Genomic DNA, 18,644 nt, shown 5'->3' with positions numbered 1-18,644 from the left:
CGTAGCGCGGCGCATCCGTCTCACTTGAGCAGCGCCACTCGCTCGACGGCCCTCAACGGCGCGCCGAGACACCCGGCTCAACCCAATGCAGCGGAGACACGCAATGCCGACATCAACCAAACCTCAACCGATCCGCGGCAGCTACGGCGCCGACGATCCCGGCCCGCGCAATATCGAATTGGATCTGCAGAACCCCGACATTCTGGTCCCGCCACCAACCGACAATGGCTCGATCCCGAACCTGAAGTTTTCGTTCGGCATGGCGCACAACCGGCTCGAAGCCGGCGGCTGGGCGCGCGAAGTCACGGTCCGGGAATTGCCTGCGGCCAAGGGCATGGCTGGCGTCGACATGCGCCTCGGCCCCGGCGTGGTCCGTGAGCTGCATTGGCACAAGGAGGCCGAATGGGGCTACGTGCTCGAGGGCCGCTGCCGCGTCACCGCCGTCGATGCCGATCGCGGCGTCTTCGTCGACGACCTGAAGGCCGGTGACATCTGGCTGTTTCCCTCCGGCATCCCGCATTCGATCCAGGCGCACGCGGAAGGCTGCGAGTTTCTGCTGGTGTTCGACGACGGCAACTTCTCCGAGAACGAGACGCTGCTGGTGACCGAGCTGATGGCGCACATGCCGATCGAGGTCGTCGCCAAGAACTTCGGCATCCCGGCGACGCATTTCGCCAATCTGCCGCCGAAGGAAAAGTACATCTTCCCGCTGCCGGTGCCGCCGCCGCTCGGCGAGGTGATGGCGAAGCTGCCGAAGAACCGCCCTGCCATGCCGTTCACGGTGCACGGCGGCGACTTCACGCCAACGCAGTGGGACGGCGGCAAGACCACGGTGATCGACGTCCGCAACTTCCCGGTGACCAACATGGCGGCGCTGATCATCGATCTCGAGCCCGGCGCGCTCCGCGAGATTCATTGGCACCCCGACGCCGACGAATGGCAATACTACATCCAGGGCGAGGCCCGGATGACGGTGTTCGACGCCACTTCCAAGGCGCGGACGTTCAACTATCGCGCCGGCGATGTCGGCTATGTGCCGAAGACCCTCGCGCACTACATCGAGAACATCGGCACCACGCCGGTGCGCGTGCTGAACGTCTTCAACAAGCCTCTGTTCAAGGACGTTCCGCTCAATCAGTGGCTGGCGCTGACACCGCCGGATCTGGTGCGCGGCCACCTCGAGCTCGACGACATCGCGATGGCGGCGCTCAATCCAAACCCACGTTCCGTGACGCGCTGACACCGGGCGAGCCCGACTGATGCCTGCGTGCGAAATAATCGCGCGCAAGCATCGTTGGTTCTCGTCCGAGTGCGGAGCCGACATCCAGAGAGAGTGGCCACGATGCCGTCGGATGCCGACATGGCAGCAGCGCTGGAGACCGCGAACGGTGCCGGCGCAAGGTCGATGCTCCACGGCGTGTTTGCACTGTCGCTGACGTGCATGGCGGGATACCTCGACGCCGTGGGCTACACCCATTTGGCCGGCCTGTACGTCTCGTTCATGAGCGGCAACAGCACCCGCCTGGGCATTGCGATTGCCAAAGGCGATCGGGAGCTCTTGGTGCCCTGCGTCGTGGTGATCATCGGATTCGTCGCAGGCGCATTCATCGGATCGTTGATAGCTAACGCCGTTAGTCGCTTCAAGCTGACTGCGGTCCTGGCCACGGAGACCGCCCTGCTGCTGTCGACGATCGCTCTGAGCCTCGACACCACAAGCTACGCCGCGCTGCTTCCGATCTGCGTCGCGATGGGTATTCAGAACGCCGCTCATGAGACGATCGCCGGCGCCGAACTCGGCAAGAGCTTCATCACCGGCTTTCTGTTCAATCTCGGCAAGGCTCTGGCACATCTGGCTCAGGGCCGAGGAGGCGCGGCTCGGGCGCTGGCCTATGGCGCCTCATGGAGCGCCTTTCTCCTCGGCGTCGTTCTGGGCACCCTGGCACTGGGATATTTCGGCCTGATCGACGCACTGTCGGGGGCCGCTGGGGTGCTGTTGGCTCTCGCAATCGGCGCGGCGTCCGACCAGTTCGACCCGCCGAACCCGATCGCCGACTCACGGCGGCGGTCGACCAGCCCGTAACGGGCTGGCGCATCCGACAGGGCTGTCAAGCCGACAGCCATCGGGCGCGTACCATCGGATAGATGAGTCGTGAGTGGCCGGACGCATCTTCGGCATCGGTTCGCCGTTCCGTCTTGTCGAAATGAACGATGCCTTGTGCATTTCGCGCGCGGCAATGTCGTTCAGGTCGGATATCCAGCCTCGTCCGTTGGACGCGACGGGATGAAGCGCAGATCATTCGTTCCGCCGCCCCCTTAACACCTAGATTTAATGTTCAGTGGAAGCGGGCCTCGCTACCTTGCTTACTAGAGTTCAGCATCGGTAGTGGAGATTACCATGGCCTCATCGTTTCCTATGGCGGCGCCCGCATCGACACACGTCAATTCCGTGCTGTTCGACGAGCAAGACTACATGCGGGCGATCGGCCGCTATCCGGTGCTCGAACCGGACGAAGAGGCGCGGTTGTGGCAGCGCTGGCACACCGCTCGCGACAAAGCGGCGGCTGACGTGCTGATCACCAGCCATCTCCGACTCGCGGCCAAGCTGGCCCGCAACTACCGACGCTACGGATTTCCGATCGGCGACCTGATCGCCGAAGCCAATCTCGGCCTGATGATGGCGCTCGACAAATTCGATCCGACGCGCGGCGCACGCTTTGCAACCTGCGCGGTGTGGTGGATCCGGTCGGCGATCTACGATCACATCGTCAGGTCGTGGTCGCTGGTGCGCATCGGTCGAACGCCGGCGCAGAAGAAGCTGTTCTTCCGTCTCCGCGGCGAGATCCGCCGGCTGAGGCCCGACCACCACGGCGCCCTCACCAAGGACCTGGCGGAGCAGATCTCGACCTCACTCGATGTCCCTCTGCGAGAGGTCATCGAGATGGAGCAGCGCCTGTCGGGCGATCTGTCGTTGAACGCACCGCTGTCGGACCTCGACGAGAGCGGCGAGTGGCAGGATTTGATCGCCGATGACTCGCCGAATGCCGAAGCTATTCTGGCAGGCCACGACGAGCTCGATCGTCAGCGCGGCGCGCTCCGGGACGCGCTGGTGCAGCTCGACGCGCGTGAGCGCTACATCTTTTCGGCGCGGCATCTGGGCGACCGCCCCGCCAGCTTCGAGGCCATCGGTCAGTCGCTCTCGCTTTCTGCCGAACGGGTCCGGCAGATCGAGGCGCGTGCGTTCGCCAAGGTGGCGACAGCGGCGCGGCGGCATTGCGGCACGGCCCAGCAAGTTGCCCGCGGCAGGATCGACCGACATCCGCATCCGGCCATCCAGAGCCGCCAACTTGGAATGGAGCAGATGGCGCACGCCTCGTGACGAATGGACCGCGCCCAACCGTTCGGAATGAGCACCGCTCATCCTGCACTCCGGCCGACGAACCGCCGAGTAACCCTCAGCGTGTCGACAGGCGGCCCCGCCGGGCCGCCAAACCCAGCAAGGAACGCGGATGAGCAGCGCCGAGTTTTACGGCACACGGCTGGACGAGCATTGGCGCGGGCAGTGTTCGGTCACATCACTGCTGGTGAAGGGAAAGGCGCAAAGCGACGTCACGGTGGCCCGCTTGATCGGAGGCCCCGGATTCGGAATGGTCGCACCGGTGCCGCCCGAAGAGGGCTACGCGCTGACGATCGAATTGATCGACTATCAGAAGGGTGAGCTCTGGCTCGGCGGCCGAACCACCCCGCAGACCGATCTGCTCAGGAATCACAGCGTCTTCTTCGACCTTCGCAACGGCGTCGAAGCCAAGCTGGAGGATCCGTTCGATTTCCTTCATTTCCATATTCCGCGACAGTACTTTTCCGACCTTGCCGCAGCCAGCGGCGTGAGAGCGATCGACGAACTCCGCGTGCAGAGCGGCCAGGGCTTCTTCGATCCGACGATGCTGCATCTGGGGATGGCGATGCTTCCCGCGCTCGAGCGCCCCACGGAGGCCAACCGGCTCTTCCTCGATCACACGATGCTGGCGCTCTGTGCCCACATTGCCGGCACTTACGGCGTCGCGATCGAGCCGCGGGTACTGGCGAAGGGACTGTCGGGCTGGCGACTGCGGAGAGCCAAGGACCTGATCGCGAGCCGTCTGGACGGTGACGTTTCGATTGCCGAGATCGCCGCCGAATGCGGGCTGACGCCGAGCTATTTCGCGCGGCAGTTTGCCGAAGCCACCGGGACGACACCGCATCGCTGGCTGCTGAAGATGCGCGTCGAAACCGCCAAGCGCCTGATCGTCGAAGGCAGACTTTCGCTCGCCGAGATCGCGGTAGCTTGCGGCTTCGCCGACCAGAGTCATTTCACACGGGTCTTCGCCCGCGAGACCGGCGCGACGCCGAGGGCGTGGCGCGACCATCTGCGGTGAGAAAGCGTCACGCAGTTCCCAATCTGCACAACCGGATTCGCATTTCGTTCAAGACGCAAGGTTCTGTGCCGAGCATCATCACGATGGAGGAAAGGCTGCCGGCGGAGACGTCGGCGCGCCGCTCCGATTTCGAAGGAATGCAAGGATGCGAGAACCGCCAGCTTCGGCCCCCTGCACGTCCCGCACCCCTCAGATGTGCTGGTCCGGCGAAAATTCGGCCCTGAGCGACCTCCGCTTGTCACCTGACAGCCGCAGTTGCAATGGCATCGGCGATGCGGTGAAGCCTGTGAATGCGACCAGGTCCGACGAAATGGCGGCCGTTGGACATTATTCCGCGGTGATGTCGCGGGAGCTCCATCATCCACTCACCAGCCTGGTGTTCGATGCGGAGGCGGCGCTTCGCTGGCTCGACCGGCCGCAAGCCGAGCTCGGGGAAGTCATCCGGGGTCTGGAACGCATGCGTGACGCGGCGCTTCGTGCCGTCGCCATAGCACGGTCCTTGCAAGCGCTGGCTGTTCACGCCGCACCGTCATTTGCGCCCGTTCTGATCGAGGATCTGCTTGAAGCCATGCTGAGGAACGTCGCCAGGGATATCGAACGGCATCGGATCGCGGTCGAAACCGAGCTCCCTGCGGTACGCAGTTTGGTGAGAGCCGATCCCGTGCAAATCCAACAGGTCCTGCTCAACCTCATCGGCAACGCAATCGACGCGATGGCCGTCACCGAAGGCAGAGACCGACGCCTGTCGATCGCTATCCGGCATGTCGGCAGCGCGGTCCATTGCAGCATCAGCGATACTGGAACAGGAATGGAAGCGGACACCGTGGCTCGCGTGTTCGAGCCGCTCTTCTCGACCCGTCCGGCCAAGAAAGGCCTCGGCCTGACGATCGCGCGCGCCATCATCGAAGCGCATGGCGGCAAGCTCGAGGCGCGCTCCCGGCCTGGGATCGGCAGCACGCTCTCGTTTCATCTCGATGTGACACGCTGACCTCTGCACCACCGAAGGTCCTGGAGGCAGCCAAAAGTTGGCGACCAAACGTCTTCGGCCGGGAAGTGCTTCAACAGACTAGCAGCCGGCGGAGCACCAAGTGCCCCGCCGGACAGCGGCTGCTAGGCTGGATGACGACTGCGTCGCGCCGCCCGCAGCTCCCGCACCTTGATGGCGATGCCAAAGGCGAGGTTACCCCAACCCTGCACGATGAGGTCGACGACCAGCAACGCACCAAACAGCCAAAGACCGATCCCCGGCGATCCGACAATGAGTACGACGCCAGTTGCGAAGGTGACGATGCCGGCAGCAGCGATCCAGCCCCACCCTCCTGCGTGCCGCATCTTGATCCCGGCAATGGTGCGCATCACGCCCATGCTCGCCAGGAAGAATCCTCCCAGCAGCGCAAGTTCGAGCGACGCCAGCAGCGGATCGTACACGATGAGCGCCCCGGCGACCGTATAGATCAGGCTGCTCAAAAACCAGAACGCCGCGCCTCGCGGCCCGCGAGCCGAAAAGGCATGCACGATCTGGGAAATGCCGCTGACGATCATCGTCGCGCCGATCACCACCACGGACGCCAGATTGGCCAGCATCAGGTTGGTGGATGCGATCCCACCGACGATCAGATCGATCAAGCCGATCGCGATGAACCAGCCCCATTTGCCGTCCAGGGTTCGGGGCGCGCTGCCGAGCGAAGGGCTCGCCTCGGAAGTCATTGTCATGTGGTGCCTCCCGTCTATTCGCCTTGCGAATTATGGCCGTGCCGGCCAGCTTCGTAGAGAAACCAGACGCGCCGCTCAGCTTCGTCGATCCAGTTCTCGATGAGGCTCGCCGTCGCGATATCGCCATATTGGTCGCAAAGCCCGTGCAAGCGGCGCAGCTCGACGGTCAGCTGTTGATTGTCGCCGCGAAGCTCGGCCAGCATGTCTTGCGTATCGACGTAGTCGGCGTCGTTGTCGAGAATGCGCTGGGTCCGGGCGATGTGCCCGATCGAATGCAGCGCCGTGCCCCCGATCTTGCGGGAACGTTCGGCGATCGGATCCGTCATGCCGAAGATCTGGTCCGACTGTTCGTCGAGCATTAGATGGTAGTCGCGAAAGTGCGGACCGGACATGTGCCAGTGGAAATTCTTCGTCTTCAGATAGATGGCGAAGACATCGGCCAGCAGGGCGCGCAACGCGGCAGCAATGTCGCGTATGGCCTCGGACGAGAGATCCGTCGGACTATCCAGATTGGGGCGGACGAGGGGCAGGTGCATGTGGGGGATCCTTTCATCGGTCGGAGGGAGGAGCGTGATTGGCTGGCCAAAGCGCTGGCGTGAGGTCGGGGTAGCTACGCGACCTTTCGAGCGCGGCGTCATATCGATCTGGCAACGCAGGGCCAGAAGCCGTTCCGGATCAGCACTGCGCTTGCGCAACAGCACTTCGAGGACATCAGCGGGAAATCACGAACGACGTCGGGTCTCGCGCTTCGTCAGCGGCCGACAGGTTCGCGTGATCGTCGATCTAGTAGCAGACACGATGCGTCTGCCGCACGATTCACCTGCCTGCCGGATCACCGAGCGACAATGACCCCTGACGGACGAAGCGCCCTTCGCGTCGGCACGCGCCGGCGGGGCGCCCAAACGAGCCGCCGAGGCTTACCTAAATCCGAACGGGATAGACGCAGAGCTAATGTTGCGACGACGGCGGTTCGCGTCGGCGGCCGTCGAGCTGAGCAGCGGGCGCCGCCCGGACGCCAAGCGCGTCGGCCATCCGGACCAGCTCTGCAAGAGACTTCGCCTGCATCTTGCGCATCATGTTGCCGCGGTGAATCTTGACCGTGATCTCGCTGAGCGACAGTTGCCAGGCGATCTGCTTGTTCATCAAGCCGGCCGTGACAAGCCCCATCACCTCGCGTTCGCGCGACGTCAGCGATTCGTAGTGCATGCGAAGACTATGATCACGGTCCGCCTCGCTCCGCTTCTGCTGCGCGCGGGACACGGCCTCGCGGACACCGACGAGCAGCGCCGCCTCGTCGAAAGGTTTGGGAAGGAAGTTGACGGCGCCTGCCTTCATCGCCCGGACCGTCATGGGAATGTCGCCGTGACCCGAGATGAGGATGATCGGGATCGGCGTATCGGCTGCGACGAGTTCCTGCTGAAATTCCAGGCCGTCCGCTTCGCCGAGCCGGATATCCAGAATCAGGCAAGAGGCGTCGTCGACGGCGTCGGAGGCGAGAAAGTCCTGCGGTCCGGCGAAAGTCTTCACCCGATAGCCGACCGAGCGCAGCAGGCTGCTGATCGAGCTGCGGACGTCTTCGTCGTCATCGACGACGCAGATCAGAGATTGCCGTGAATCGCCGGGCTTCTCGGTCATGAATTCGTCTCCGGCGAATCCGGCTCGCGATCATGAGCCGATGACTCCCGCAAAATCGTTTCGACGTTCTGCAGCAGGATTTCGGGATCGACCGGCTTCTCGACGAAACCTGCGGCGCCGAGATGGCTGGCTTCTGCGTGGGCCTCAGGCGTCGAATAAGCGGTCATCACGATGACCGGCACATGGACGCCGCGGCGCAGCAGCTCGCGATGCAATCCGAGCCCGTTCATTCCGGGCATGTGCAGGTCCGTGATCAGGCACGCGGCATCATCGATCGTCGCAGACGACAGGCACTTCTCCGCGGTGCCGAAGCCGACGACCTGGAGCCCGACCGAGCGAAAGAAGCTGGAGATGCTCTCTCGAACGTCGTCGTCGTCATCCACGATGCAGATGGTGTGTCCCTGCGCCAAAATTGTCTCCCGCCGCATCCGCGAAACCGGCCCGCCAATGGTATGGCGGCTTTGGCCAGCGTAACCCATCATATCAAGATATGAGACGGCGATTGTGGCGCCCCTCGTCCGGGTTATTGCGCAGCAAAGTGAACGCCACGGTGGCACCCGGTCCGTCGTTGTTCGACGCCTGGATCTGGCCGCCCTGGCCTTCGATGATGGTCCGGCAGATCGACAGTCCAAGGCCCATTCCGTCGGATTTCGTCGAGAAGAACGGTTCGAAGATTCGAGCGGGTTCGCCCGCAATGCCGACCCCGGTGTCACACACGGCAACGGTCAAGGAGTCGCCGGCGTCCTCGATGCGGACCAGGATCTGGCGATGTCCGTCGATCCCCCGCATCGCTTGCAGCGCATTCATCAGCAGATTGACGAAGACCTGCTGCACCTGAACCCGGTCACAGTCGATCATCGCGATCGGCGTGCTGAGTTCGACACGCACGGTCGCCTTTACACTGTGGATTTCCCGTCTCAGCAACTCGATGGCGTCCTGGAGCATCACGACCAGGTCGACCGAATCCGTCAGCGGGGCGGATTTGCGGGCGAGAAAGCGAACGCGGCCGACGACCTCGGCCGCGCGGTTGGCATTCGACACGATCTTGTCGAGGCAATCGGCGACCTCGCCGATGTCCGAGGTCGGCCGCACCAGCCAGCGTTTGCCCGATTTGCCGTAGTTGATGATGGCGGCGAGCGGCTGATTGACCTCGTGGGCGATCGACGCCGCGAGTTGGCCGAGCACAGAGACCCGCCCGGCGTGGGCGAGTTCCGCGGAAATGCGTTCGATCTTGGTCCGCGCCTCGTTGCGTTCGGTCACGTCGATCGCCATTAGCAAGACGCGTGACCAGTCGGTCCCGTCTGGCAGAACCGACAACCGCAGCACCGCGTCGATTGTCCGTCCGCGCCGCGTGATGAAGCGCGTCTCGGTCTCGATCTGCGTGGCCCCGGTGCTGAATGCGACGAAGATCGTCTCGAGTGCCTGCCGAGCATCCGGGATCGAGAAGGCCAGCAGTTCGGCGACGACCAGTTCTCCGGGGCCGTCGGCGTCGAACATGTCGAGAGCGGCCGGATTGGCCTCGCAGATCACGATGCGTTCGACCGCGGCCGCCAGCAGCGCCGGATCCGCGCGCAACGACGCCGCCACGTCGGACCCGGCCGACAGAACCAAGCTCAATGCGCCACTGAGATCGCATTCCAGAGCCGCAAAGCCCGCGGAATTGAAGATGGTGCTGTACCGCCGCTCCGATCGGCGCTGTTCCGCCTGCGCCCGGCGACTCTCCGTAAGGTCGGCACTGGCTTCGATGACGCCGATCGCCCGTCCCTCCCCGTCGCGCCGCTGCAGCCACCGGCTTGCCAGAATCAACCGAGCGCCGTCGCGACGCGTGCGTACCACCTCGCCGGACCAGCTTCCGACCTCCCGCATCGATCGATCGATTTCGTCGACCGGTGCGCTTTCGTCGAACAGTTCGGCGTAGTGACGTCCGATCGCCTCGTCGCGGGACCAGCCGTACAGACGCTCGGCGCCTTCGTTCCAATAACGCACGATGCCGGCTGAGTCGCGAATGATCACCGTGTCGTGCGACGCTTCGAGGATTCTCACCTGCTCGGCCAGCGAAACGCGGGCCGAGCGGTCGCGCACCGACAGTAGAACGGTGATGAGGATGGCGATCAGGCTGACGACAAGCCGGAGCAATGCGCCGCCGACCAGATCGGACGCATGACCCCACACAAAGGCGGTGAGCGCCAGCACCGCCGAGATGTAGCCCGCCACGACGATGAACTTGCGGCCTAGCGGCGCGACCATCAGTACGACACCGGTGTAGAGCACCGCGACCGCACCATCGATCGGACTCAGCGCATCCGCAACGAAGATCAGCACCGCGGCGACCACGGCCACCACCAACACGGCCCGCCGCCTTCTTCGGTCGATGATCCCCACAGTTTGCCCTCTCGGAACGCCGGCGAATCAGCCAAGACCCAGGCGCCGGCGCCTTTCATCCCCAGCCCGCAAGCTTCGCACGATAGTTGGCCGCCCGGGATGCTGCAGCCATACCTAGGTTTGGGTTGAGGGGGTGATAGGTCAGCGCGAGCGTTAGAATGGGCCGTTCCCGACACCAACCAAACCGCCCGCGGTCCGGGAACGGCCAGCGGTCGCCCATGGGATCAGCACAGGTGCTGGCCATAATCCGGCCACCGAGTAGCGGGGGTGCTGCTGCCGAGGAAACCATCGGGAGGATCGGGTGTCGAGCGGACAGAATAGTCTCAACTTCCGGTGCACGACCTTCCGATCCGGCACGATGACGCCGGTGGGGCGAATGTCGCCCCACCGGCGGTTGGAACAGGAGGCTTAGCGCTTCTGGCCGAGCGAGCGACGCGCGATGCTTGCGGCGAAGAGCGGGGTCTCGCGCGAATTGTGGTCGCCGCCAGCATCCTGACGGGCCTTCGCGGCGTCCTCGTAGCTGACGCCGTGCTGCTTGATGAAATCCATGAAACTGTCGGTCGGATGCGCGGTCACGCTGTTTGTATAGCGGGTGCGGCCACCATCGATGCCTTCAGCAGACAGCTCCCAGATCACGTTGACCTGGGTGCGACCGGCCGAGGTGAACACGTCCGAGATCGAGTTCATGCGGCAATAGGTCGGGCTGACTTTTTCGGCCACATAGTGCTGCACCACCAAGCCTGTGCCGATCATCTCGACGTTGATCATCATCGTACGACCGTCATCCGAAGTCGTCACCCCGCAGGCGATGTGGTCGGGCGGGCAGCAGCGCTGATATTCGGCCTCCGGCAGATTGAACAGCCAATCGGCGATGTCGAACCGGTCGATCGGCACATCGACATCCGCGTGGAACGCCGACTTCGAGAGAATGGTGTCCGAGAGAATCTTCATGGTGTCTTCCTATCCTGGCTTCGAAGATGAAGTTGCGAGTGGGGTTGGTTCAGACCGCAGCAACAGGCCGCAGAAGCTGTTCGAACCAGTTCCGCGTTGATTGACCGTTCTTGGCGCCGGAGCGGAGCACGTCGGTATCGGCGCTGCCTGCTCGGAACTCGTTCGCTGCGAATTGCCCGCCGTTACCGCGCGGCATCCCGCACCGACGGACAAGGAGTTTGCAGGCGCCTCAGCCTCCCTCGAGCGCGCCGAGCGTCTCCGCCGCACGTGCCGAAGCCGATATCGCGGCCGGGAAGCCGGCATAGAATGCGAGGTGCGTGATGAGGCCGCTCAGCTCAACCTTGGTCACGCCATTCTCGATCGCTCGGCGGAGATGCGCCGGAAGCTCGTCGGCGGCGCCAAGGGCGATGAGGGCGGAGACCGTCACCAGGCTGCGATCGCGCTTGCTGAGCGCGCCATCTTCCCAGACCTTGGAGAAGAGCGGGTCTTCCACAAAGTGAGTGAGCTGAGGCGTAAACGCGCGGGCGGCCTCGCGGGGACTTTTCATTTCGGTGGCGCTCATGATTTTTCTCCGGCTCTGTTGATCTTGAACCGCCTCAGCAGTTCAAAGACGCGACACCACGAACATCGGACGGAAACTCGCTATCCGCAGCTATACGTAGGTTTGCAGGCTGATGGGTCCACTCAAAAGCCGACGAGCGCCCGGACTGTCGAGGGAATCCGCTTGCCCGAGAGGCATCCGGTGGTGGAAGCCCGGCTAAGATAGTCGAGGACCAAGACGAGGATGGATCGGCACACGTCGAACAGCACGACGCTGGGCGCTCGCCGGGATGGTCGAACGAAAGCTCAGTCCTAGGATCGATAGTCGAAGAGGTTCTTGTACTGATAAGGCTGAGAGCGAAGGTATTGATCCGGCGCGCGAACGCGGCCACCCAAATGCGCCGCGGCGTGCCAAGGCCATCGTGGATCGTACAGAATGCCGCGTGCCAGCGCGACGAGATCGGCGTCGCCGGTGGCGATGATCGCTTCAGCCTGCTCATAATCCGTGATCAGCCCGACAGCGACCACCGGAATCGAGACCGCCTGCTTCACAGCCCGGGCAAACGGCACTTGGTAGTTGGGCCCGTCGGTGATGCGCTGCAGCGGGTCGATCCCGCCGCTGGAAACGTTGAGGGCCGAACAGCCGCGCGCTTCCAGCGCCTGCGCGAAAGCGACCGCGTCGTCGATGGTCGCACCTCCATCGATCCAGTCGGCCCCCGAAATACGAACCGTGACCGGGCGATCCGTCGGGAAGGCAGCTCTTACGCCCTCGAAAACTTCCAATGGAAAGCGCATTCGGTTCTCGAGCGAACCGCCATATTCATCCTCGCGCTTGTTCGAGAGGGGCGAGAAGAACTGGTGCAGCAGATAGCCGTGTGCCGCATGCAACTGCACGGCATCAACGCCAAGTCTGGCTGCGCGTCGGGCACTCTGGGCAAAGCCCTGGCGGATCTGCTCGAGGCGCTCGGCATCGAGGGCAACAGGAGACCGGCCGCCGACACTCAGCGGAAGCGCCGAAGGCGCCACGGTCAGCCAACCGTTCGGGTCGTGCGGTGGCAGATGGCGCCCACCGCGCCACGGCACATCGGCCGACGCCTTGCGGCCCGCGTGCGATAGCTGGATCGCGATCGGGATCGATGACCAGCTCCGGATTGCATCGATCACCCGACCGATCGCCGCTTCGGTACGATCGTCCCAGAGACCGACATCGAACGGCGTGATGCGGCCTTCTGGTGCGATTGCGGTGGCTTCTATCGTAAGCATCGCCGCACCCGAGAGGGCCAGATGGCCGAGGTGCATGAGATGCCAATCCGTCATCTGGCCTTCACGTGCCGAATATTGGCACATTGGAGCGATCACAATACGGTTCTCGAGCTTCAACCCGCCAACCTGCAGAGGCGCAAACAATTTAGACTTGGTCATGAGGGGCTCCGACTGAAGCAGCTGCTGGCGAACGAGCCCGGAGAGCGCATGGACCTCGCGCTCGGTACCGAGACCCGCCTCGCTGTCGGATATCTGTGACCAAACACTCCAAGTAAGCACCATACCTTAGTTTGTTGCTGTCAAAGCGGCACTCAATCCATGCGTGGCCGACAAATACTCAGGCGTCTTCAACTCACCCGTCCCATTGACCTGGCGATCATAAATGCAGCCGAGCGGCCAAGGTACGACATCGGCGGTCCGATGTTAGCTCACGAGGCGATGCATGAAGCGTGCGGGACCCAGCTTCAATATCATCATGACCAAGCGTTGCGGGATCCGGCGCTTGGAGCGCGGGTCAGCCAGGCGTGAAAGCTTGACCGCGACACCAAGCGCGCATCGCGCAGCCATGCCACCGGCCAGAGCGCCCGGTGCTTCGCGATGAAGACAAACTTCATGTCGCTTCCTTCGCGAAGAAGGGTACGGCCTTCTTTTGGAATGTCGCGCTCCGTCTGCAGCTTGGCGAACTTACGCCTCAGCCGCACGATCTCCCGCTGCTCGGGCTTCCTCTGGCCGTGACCGGGAACCGCCTGAACCGGGGCGACGCCGCGCTGCTTCACCCACTTGCGCAGAACGCTCTCGTGAACGTCGAGATCGACCACGGCCCGCGCCGCCAAGACCCGCGCTCCTTCAGATCCGAAGGCTTGGACCGTTCCAGCGCGGACCTGATTGGCGAGAGACCCCACCTGGATGCTGGAGGCGTCGCTGCGCCGCGGCCCTGCGTGACGCCCAGGGCGTTGTGCGTCGCCGAACATCGTCAAATTGACGGCGGATCGTGAGGCCCCGCAGCGGCCTTGAGGCAGACCGGATCCCGATGAGGTTTGAGCGCGGGTGACTAAACGCGCGAGTTCGACGAGCGGGCGCCACTGCCAGACGGCGGCAGCCCGCTCTGCGACGCAGCCGCTTTCCAACGATGTCTGCCGCCCACGTCCGACCGCGCTGTACGTCCACTTTCAGGCAGCCGACCACGGCGGCCCGATGATGTTCGCCAGGATCGGCGTGAGCAGGATGGTCAGTCGGCACCACCCCGAGCCACCTCGGCCGCTGCGCAAGGACAAGCCGTGGGGTCGGCGCCGGCTCAAGCGCGACGAGTGACGGCTGGAAATGTTGTACGCCGCGTTGTACGGGCTGCTGAGCGAAGTCGGCGCGAGCAGCGTTACAGTCAGCTAAGTGATTGAGATTGCTTTGGTAGCGGGAGAGGGACTTGAACCCCCGACCCCAGGATTATGATTCCCGTGCTCTAACCAGCTGAGCTACCCCGCCACGGTGGTTCGCCGTCGGCCTTGCGAGTGAAGGCGATGCGAACGCGCGGCATATAAGGAGGCGCGGGTTGCCCTGTCAAGCAATGCCGGACAGGGCGGGAAAACTTGCCAATATGGCTATTTGGGACGGACCGTCGGATCGTCGCCAGGGCTGCCCGGCGGCGGAATCACCGGGGTTCTGCCGACGTCCGGGGTCGGCGCCCGGATTTCCGGGTCGACGCCGGTCGGCGGGCAAAGCACGCCATCAGTCTTAGCGAGCTTGTCGCCGAGCGGCTGCTGTGTCTGGCCGGTGGTGGCACCTGGAGCGGTCGTGCCGGGCGGATTGGCGGTGGCATGCGGCGAGCATTCGGTCGCCGACGGCGCCGTGGTGGTGGGCGGCTTGGGCGGCGCCTGGGCCGCAGCGGGCGCGGTCGCCAGGGCGAGGCATCCGAGCGCGATGGTCAGTTTCGACATCATGCCCGGACAACGTGGTGACGCGGGTCACGTTCCGGCGTCACACGGTCACAGTTTGCGATAGCGGATCAGCGAGAAGTGGCCCATCGGCGGCATCGGCCGGCGCTCTGCGAGTTCCACGCCGCGGTTGCGCGCCGCCCAGTTCACCAGCCGCTGCCACGGGAACTCGGGCCGCCAGCCGAGCCGGCGCGCGATCGGCGAGAACGCCAGTTCGAACAGCTTGCGGGGCCCGCTTTCGGCGCCGATGTGGTTGACCAGGATCAGCTCGCCGCCCGGCTTCAGCACGCGGACGAAATCATCGAGCGTGGCTTCCGGGTCCGGAACCGCGGTGATGACGTATTGCGCCACGACGGCGTCGAAGTAATCGGCCGGAAACGCCAGGTTCTTGGCGTCCATCACGGCGAGCACATCAACGTTGCTGAGGTTCAGCGTGCGGACGCGCTCATGCGCCTTGCGCAGCATCGGCTCGGAAATATCGACGCCGCACAGCCGCGTGGTCTTCGAATAATCCGACAGCGACAGCCCGGTGCCGACGCCGACGTCGAGCACACGTCCGCCGATCGCATCGGCCACCGCGATGGTCGATTGCCGGCCGCTGTCGAACACTTTGCCGAAAACCAGATCGTAAATCGGCGCCCAGCGCGCGTAGGCTTTCGCCACGCCCGCGCGATCGATGTCGTTCGCCATACTCTGCCCCGAAAATCCTTTAGCCGCGCGCGGCGGCCAGCGCCGGCGCCTCGATTTGCTCGCGCCCGCCTTCGAACCGGCGCGGCGCAGCGCTCTTGATGAAGCCGCCGCCGAGCACGCGGGCCTGGCCCTCGGCCGCGTCGTAGAACACGCAGGCCTGCCCCGGCGACACGCCCTCCTCGCCGACCACGAGTTCGACCTCGTAGCCGCCGTTCGCCGCGCGCAGCCAGGCCGGCTGCGGCGCCCGAGTCGAGCGCACCCGGACGAACAGCTCCAGGCCGTCGCCGATCACGTCGTCGAGTGCTCCGTCGCCGATCCAGTTGATGTCGCGCAGCACGATGCGGTCCATCAGCAGCGCTTCGCGCGGGCCGACCACGACCTGCCGACGCGCCGCGTCGAGCCGAAGCACGTACAGCGGCGATCGCGACGCAATCCCGAGACCGCGGCGTTGGCCGACGGTGAAATGCACGATGCCGGGATGCTGGCCGAGCACGCGGCCGTCGACGTCGACGATGTCGCCCGGCTCCATCGCGTTCGGCTTCAGCCGCTCGACCACGTCGGTGTAGCGCCCGGTCGGCACGAAGCAGATGTCCTGGCTGTCGTGCTTGTCGGCGACCGAGAGGCCGAACTGCCGCGCCAGCTCGCGGGTCTGCGGCTTGGTCATGTCGCCGAGCGGGAAGCGCAGAAATTGCAGCTGCTCGCGCGTGGTGGCGAACAGGAAGTAGCTCTGGTCGCGGTCGCGATCGGCGGCACACACCAGCGCCCGCGATCCGTCACCGAGCCGCCGCGACGACACGTAGTGACCGGTCGCCAGCGCCGAGGCGCCAAGCTCGCGCGCGGTCGCAAGCAGGTCGCGGAATTTGACCGAGCGGTTGCACTCGATGCACGGCACCGGCGTCTCGCCGGAGGCGTAGCTGTCGGCAAAGCTGTCGATCACCGACTCGCGAAACCGGCTTTCATAGTCGAGCACGTAATGCGGAATCCCGATCCGCTCGGCGACCGCGCGGGCGTCGTGAATATCCTGGCCGGCGCAGCAGGCGCCCTTGCGATGGATCGCCTCGCCATGATCGTAGAGCTGCAGCGTGATGCCGACGACGTCGTAGCCCTGCGCCTTGAGCAGCGCGGCAGTCGTCGAAGAATCCACGCCGCCGGACATCGCGACCACGACGCGGGTGTCCTGCGGCCGGCCTTCGAGATCCAGACTGTTGAGCATTGGTTCAGTCATAAGCTGCGACCGGCGTCCGCCGCGCGGTCATCCTTCCGCAATGTCCGGAAGCGGCAGGGCCAATTCCGCAAACCTCGGTGATGCATGCTTTTAATATAGGCCGCCTCCCGGAGGCGCAATCGCAGCGGCCCGGTTTTGCGGGCCGCGGCCGCGGCAAATTCTGCCGCAGCGGCAGAAATAGCGTGGCAAAGCCCGGTTCCGCCCTCCCCTTGCAGACGCCAACCATCTGGATTCACTCATTCTTTTGTTTGGCCCGGTCCTTGCTGAAGGTGCTTTGGACTGAAGAGTGAGAGATTGCCCGTGGTCAACGCATCGCCAGACGTCGCAGCCAGCACGCCCGCCCCCGCGCCTCGCACCCAGGCGCGCAACGAGCGTTCGTCGCATACGGACAATTTCGCCGCGCTCGTGGACAGCAATACCGCTGCCTACGACAAGGCCAGCTCGGCGCCGAAGCCGGATACCCGCTCTTCGAGCAGCGCCTCGGACGATCGCGGCAGCAGCCGCAGCTCCCGCACTGACCGCAGCGATGCGACTGATCGCAGCCGCTCCCGCGACACCAACGACGACTCCCGCCGCGCCGATAACGCCGCGTCGTCCGATCCGGCCAAGCCGGACGCCAAGACCACCGACACCACCGGCGGCGACAAGACCGGTACGACGAAGAGCGACAAGACGGACAACACCAAGTCGGCCAAGGACGACAAGTCCGGCGTCGCCAAGGACACCGACGCCAAGGGCGCCGACCAGACCGACAGCAAGGACGCCAGCGCGACCCCGCCGGTGACGATCACGCCGAATGCAGCCGCGCTGATCGCCGCCCAGGTCACGACCACCGCGACCGCCCCGAACGCCGAGGGCGACGCCGCCGGCAGCGCGAACGGCACGCCACTGGCGATCGCCGCCGCCGCGGCGCTGAAGGCCAAAGCCGATGCCGGCACGACGACGACTCAGACCGCTCCCGCCGACCAGACGGGGACCGCCGAGGCGACCCAGACCGGCGTTGCGGCCGATCCGAAACTAGCCGCGCTGGCAGCCCAGGCCAACGGCGCCAAGGCCGATACCAAGGCCGGCACCAAGACCGACGGGACCGCCAAGTCGGACGCCAAGGGCGAGGCCACCACCACCATGACGACCGCGCAAGCCGCGGCCGCTCAGGCGGCAACCGCCAATGCCACCACCGGAACGCCGGTGCCGCCGCAGCCCGGCCAGACCACGCCCGACGGCCAGCCGGCCGGAGACGCGAAGCTCGCCCACGCGCTCGCTGGCGCCGGCGACGACGCGTCGCCGAAGGCCGGCGCCTCGCACCTGAAGCCGGACGCGGCGCTGCCGCAAGCCCAGGCGCAGGCCGATGCCAACACCATGCTGCCGCAGACGCCGATCGCGGTGCCCCAGCATCTGCAGCCGGCGGCCACCACCCGCGTCAATGCGGCCGCCGCATCGCAGCTCACCGCGACCAACGCCGCCAACGCGCCGGTGCCGGTCGAAGGGCTCGCCGTCGAGATCGCCACCCGCGCCAAGGGCGGCGCGACCCGCTTCGACATCCGTCTCGACCCGGCCGAACTCGGCCGCATCGACGTGCGGATCGATGTCGATCGTCACGGCCAGGTGACGTCGCATCTGACGGTGGAGAAGCCCGAGACGCTGCAGATGCTGCGCCAGGATCAGACCCAGTTGCAGCGCGCGCTCGACGACGCCGGTTTGAAGACCGGCGACGGCGGCCTGCAGTTCAGCCTGCGTGACCAGTCCTCGTCCGGTCAGCAGGGCCAGCAGCAGGAGAGCGGCCGCAGGTCGCAGCGGCTGGTGATTTCGCAGGACGAACTGCCGCCCACGCCGGTCGCGAGCCGCGGCTACGGCCGCATGCTCGGTGCGAGCGGCGGCGTCGATATTCGAATCTGAGGAGCAACG

Annotated in this window: 17 protein-coding genes, 1 tRNA gene and 1 pseudogene; 6 read left to right on the top strand and 13 right to left on the bottom strand. The window is 65.0% G+C overall.

What is annotated here, in order from left to right:
* The first annotated feature begins 103 nt into the window (after positions 1–103).
* The 5 genes from VRZ08_RS21240 to VRZ08_RS21220 all read left to right on the top strand — a co-directional run bounded on the left by VRZ08_RS21240 (position 104) and on the right by VRZ08_RS21220 (position 5,400).
* Complete coding sequence (locus VRZ08_RS21240) at positions 104–1,240, top strand: oxalate decarboxylase family bicupin (protein WP_414533803.1); 1,137 nt, start codon at positions 104–106, stop codon at positions 1,238–1,240.
* 120 nt (positions 1,241–1,360) lie between these two features.
* A complete protein-coding gene (locus tag VRZ08_RS21235; RefSeq protein ID WP_414533802.1) occupies positions 1,361–2,080 on the top strand; it encodes a YoaK family protein in 720 nt (239 codons plus the stop codon).
* A 315-nt stretch (positions 2,081–2,395) separates the two neighbouring features.
* Positions 2,396–3,376, top strand: coding sequence for an RNA polymerase factor sigma-32 (locus VRZ08_RS21230; RefSeq protein WP_012494985.1), 981 nt, complete (start codon positions 2,396–2,398; stop codon positions 3,374–3,376).
* Between the two features lie 130 nt (positions 3,377–3,506).
* A complete protein-coding gene (locus VRZ08_RS21225; RefSeq protein ID WP_414533801.1) occupies positions 3,507–4,412 on the top strand; it encodes a helix-turn-helix domain-containing protein in 906 nt (301 codons plus the stop codon).
* A gap of 235 nt (positions 4,413–4,647) precedes the next feature.
* Positions 4,648–5,400 carry a sensor histidine kinase gene (locus VRZ08_RS21220; protein WP_190273056.1) on the top strand — a complete coding sequence of 251 codons (753 nt, stop codon included), beginning with the start codon at positions 4,648–4,650 and terminating at the stop codon, positions 5,398–5,400.
* 122 nt (positions 5,401–5,522) lie between these two features.
* On the opposite strand, the gene VRZ08_RS21215 is transcribed toward VRZ08_RS21220, so the two are convergent.
* The 13 genes and pseudogenes from VRZ08_RS21215 to mnmA all read right to left on the bottom strand — a co-directional run bounded on the left by VRZ08_RS21215 (position 5,523) and on the right by mnmA (position 16,727).
* Complete coding sequence (locus VRZ08_RS21215; RefSeq protein ID WP_414533800.1) at positions 5,523–6,125, bottom strand: HdeD family acid-resistance protein; 603 nt, start codon at positions 6,123–6,125, stop codon at positions 5,523–5,525.
* A 14-nt stretch (positions 6,126–6,139) separates the two neighbouring features.
* Positions 6,140–6,661 (bottom strand): Dps family protein, encoded by a 522-nt coding sequence (locus VRZ08_RS21210; protein WP_414533799.1) that lies wholly within the window; start codon positions 6,659–6,661, stop codon positions 6,140–6,142.
* A 412-nt stretch (positions 6,662–7,073) separates the two neighbouring features.
* Positions 7,074–7,760 (bottom strand): response regulator transcription factor, encoded by a 687-nt coding sequence (locus VRZ08_RS21205; protein ID WP_414533798.1) that lies wholly within the window; start codon positions 7,758–7,760, stop codon positions 7,074–7,076.
* Positions 7,757–8,170 (bottom strand): response regulator transcription factor, encoded by a 414-nt coding sequence (locus VRZ08_RS21200; protein ID WP_414533797.1) that lies wholly within the window; start codon positions 8,168–8,170, stop codon positions 7,757–7,759. The genes VRZ08_RS21205 and VRZ08_RS21200 overlap by 4 nt, the downstream gene beginning before the upstream one ends.
* A 73-nt stretch (positions 8,171–8,243) precedes the next feature.
* The gene (locus tag VRZ08_RS21195) at positions 8,244–10,109 is read right to left on the bottom strand and encodes a PAS domain S-box protein (protein ID WP_414533796.1); all 1,866 of its coding nucleotides are present in this window, start codon (positions 10,107–10,109) and stop codon (positions 8,244–8,246) included.
* Between the two features lie 441 nt (positions 10,110–10,550).
* Positions 10,551–11,093: a hypothetical protein gene (locus VRZ08_RS21190; RefSeq protein WP_414533795.1), complete on the bottom strand. Its 543-nt coding sequence runs from the start codon at positions 11,091–11,093 to the stop codon at positions 10,551–10,553.
* A 229-nt stretch (positions 11,094–11,322) separates the two neighbouring features.
* Complete coding sequence (locus tag VRZ08_RS21185; protein WP_414533794.1) at positions 11,323–11,655, bottom strand: carboxymuconolactone decarboxylase family protein; 333 nt, start codon at positions 11,653–11,655, stop codon at positions 11,323–11,325.
* 290 nt (positions 11,656–11,945) lie between these two features.
* A complete protein-coding gene (locus tag VRZ08_RS21180; protein ID WP_414533793.1) occupies positions 11,946–13,055 on the bottom strand; it encodes an NADH:flavin oxidoreductase/NADH oxidase in 1,110 nt (369 codons plus the stop codon).
* Positions 13,056–13,381: 326 nt separating this feature from the next.
* Positions 13,382–13,804: pseudogene (locus VRZ08_RS21175) on the bottom strand (transposase); the annotation flags it as partial.
* A gap of 494 nt (positions 13,805–14,298) precedes the next feature.
* A tRNA-Met gene (locus VRZ08_RS21170) sits at positions 14,299–14,375 on the bottom strand.
* A gap of 116 nt (positions 14,376–14,491) precedes the next feature.
* Complete coding sequence (locus VRZ08_RS21165; RefSeq protein WP_414533792.1) at positions 14,492–14,830, bottom strand: hypothetical protein; 339 nt, start codon at positions 14,828–14,830, stop codon at positions 14,492–14,494.
* 45 nt (positions 14,831–14,875) lie between these two features.
* A complete protein-coding gene (locus VRZ08_RS21160) occupies positions 14,876–15,514 on the bottom strand; it encodes a class I SAM-dependent methyltransferase (RefSeq protein ID WP_107354623.1) in 639 nt (212 codons plus the stop codon).
* A 19-nt stretch (positions 15,515–15,533) separates the two neighbouring features.
* The gene (gene mnmA / locus VRZ08_RS21155) at positions 15,534–16,727 is read right to left on the bottom strand and encodes a tRNA 2-thiouridine(34) synthase MnmA (RefSeq protein WP_263990924.1); all 1,194 of its coding nucleotides are present in this window, start codon (positions 16,725–16,727) and stop codon (positions 15,534–15,536) included.
* Between the two features lie 312 nt (positions 16,728–17,039).
* On the opposite strand from mnmA, the gene VRZ08_RS21150 reads away from it, so the two are divergent.
* Positions 17,040–18,635, top strand: coding sequence for a flagellar hook-length control protein FliK (locus tag VRZ08_RS21150; RefSeq protein WP_414533791.1), 1,596 nt, complete (start codon positions 17,040–17,042; stop codon positions 18,633–18,635).
* Positions 18,636–18,644: the final 9 nt, after the last annotated feature.

Source organism: Rhodopseudomonas sp. G2_2311, assembly GCF_047501505.1.
Taxonomy (GTDB): domain Bacteria; phylum Pseudomonadota; class Alphaproteobacteria; order Rhizobiales; family Xanthobacteraceae; genus Rhodopseudomonas; species Rhodopseudomonas palustris_H.
This window is presented reverse-complemented; position numbering and strand designations above follow the sequence as displayed.

Coding starts and splice junctions, on each gene's coding strand:
- VRZ08_RS21205 (WP_414533798.1), bottom strand. CDS start 7,760: ATGACCGAGAAGCCCGGCGATTCACGGCAATCTCTGATCTGCGTCGTC.
- VRZ08_RS21190 (WP_414533795.1), bottom strand. CDS start 11,093: ATGAAGATTCTCTCGGACACCATTCTCTCGAAGTCGGCGTTCCACGCG.
- VRZ08_RS21180 (WP_414533793.1), bottom strand. CDS start 13,055: ATGACCAAGTCTAAATTGTTTGCGCCTCTGCAGGTTGGCGGGTTGAAG.
- VRZ08_RS21210 (WP_414533799.1), bottom strand. CDS start 6,661: ATGCACCTGCCCCTCGTCCGCCCCAATCTGGATAGTCCGACGGATCTC.
- VRZ08_RS21165 (WP_414533792.1), bottom strand. CDS start 14,830: ATGATGTCGAAACTGACCATCGCGCTCGGATGCCTCGCCCTGGCGACC.
- VRZ08_RS21240 (WP_414533803.1), top strand. CDS start 104: ATGCCGACATCAACCAAACCTCAACCGATCCGCGGCAGCTACGGCGCC.
- VRZ08_RS21225 (WP_414533801.1), top strand. CDS start 3,507: ATGAGCAGCGCCGAGTTTTACGGCACACGGCTGGACGAGCATTGGCGC.
- VRZ08_RS21185 (WP_414533794.1), bottom strand. CDS start 11,655: ATGAGCGCCACCGAAATGAAAAGTCCCCGCGAGGCCGCCCGCGCGTTT.
- mnmA (WP_263990924.1), bottom strand. CDS start 16,727: ATGCTCAACAGTCTGGATCTCGAAGGCCGGCCGCAGGACACCCGCGTC.
- VRZ08_RS21230 (WP_012494985.1), top strand. CDS start 2,396: ATGGCCTCATCGTTTCCTATGGCGGCGCCCGCATCGACACACGTCAAT.
- VRZ08_RS21235 (WP_414533802.1), top strand. CDS start 1,361: ATGGCAGCAGCGCTGGAGACCGCGAACGGTGCCGGCGCAAGGTCGATG.
- VRZ08_RS21160 (WP_107354623.1), bottom strand. CDS start 15,514: ATGGCGAACGACATCGATCGCGCGGGCGTGGCGAAAGCCTACGCGCGC.
- VRZ08_RS21215 (WP_414533800.1), bottom strand. CDS start 6,125: ATGACAATGACTTCCGAGGCGAGCCCTTCGCTCGGCAGCGCGCCCCGA.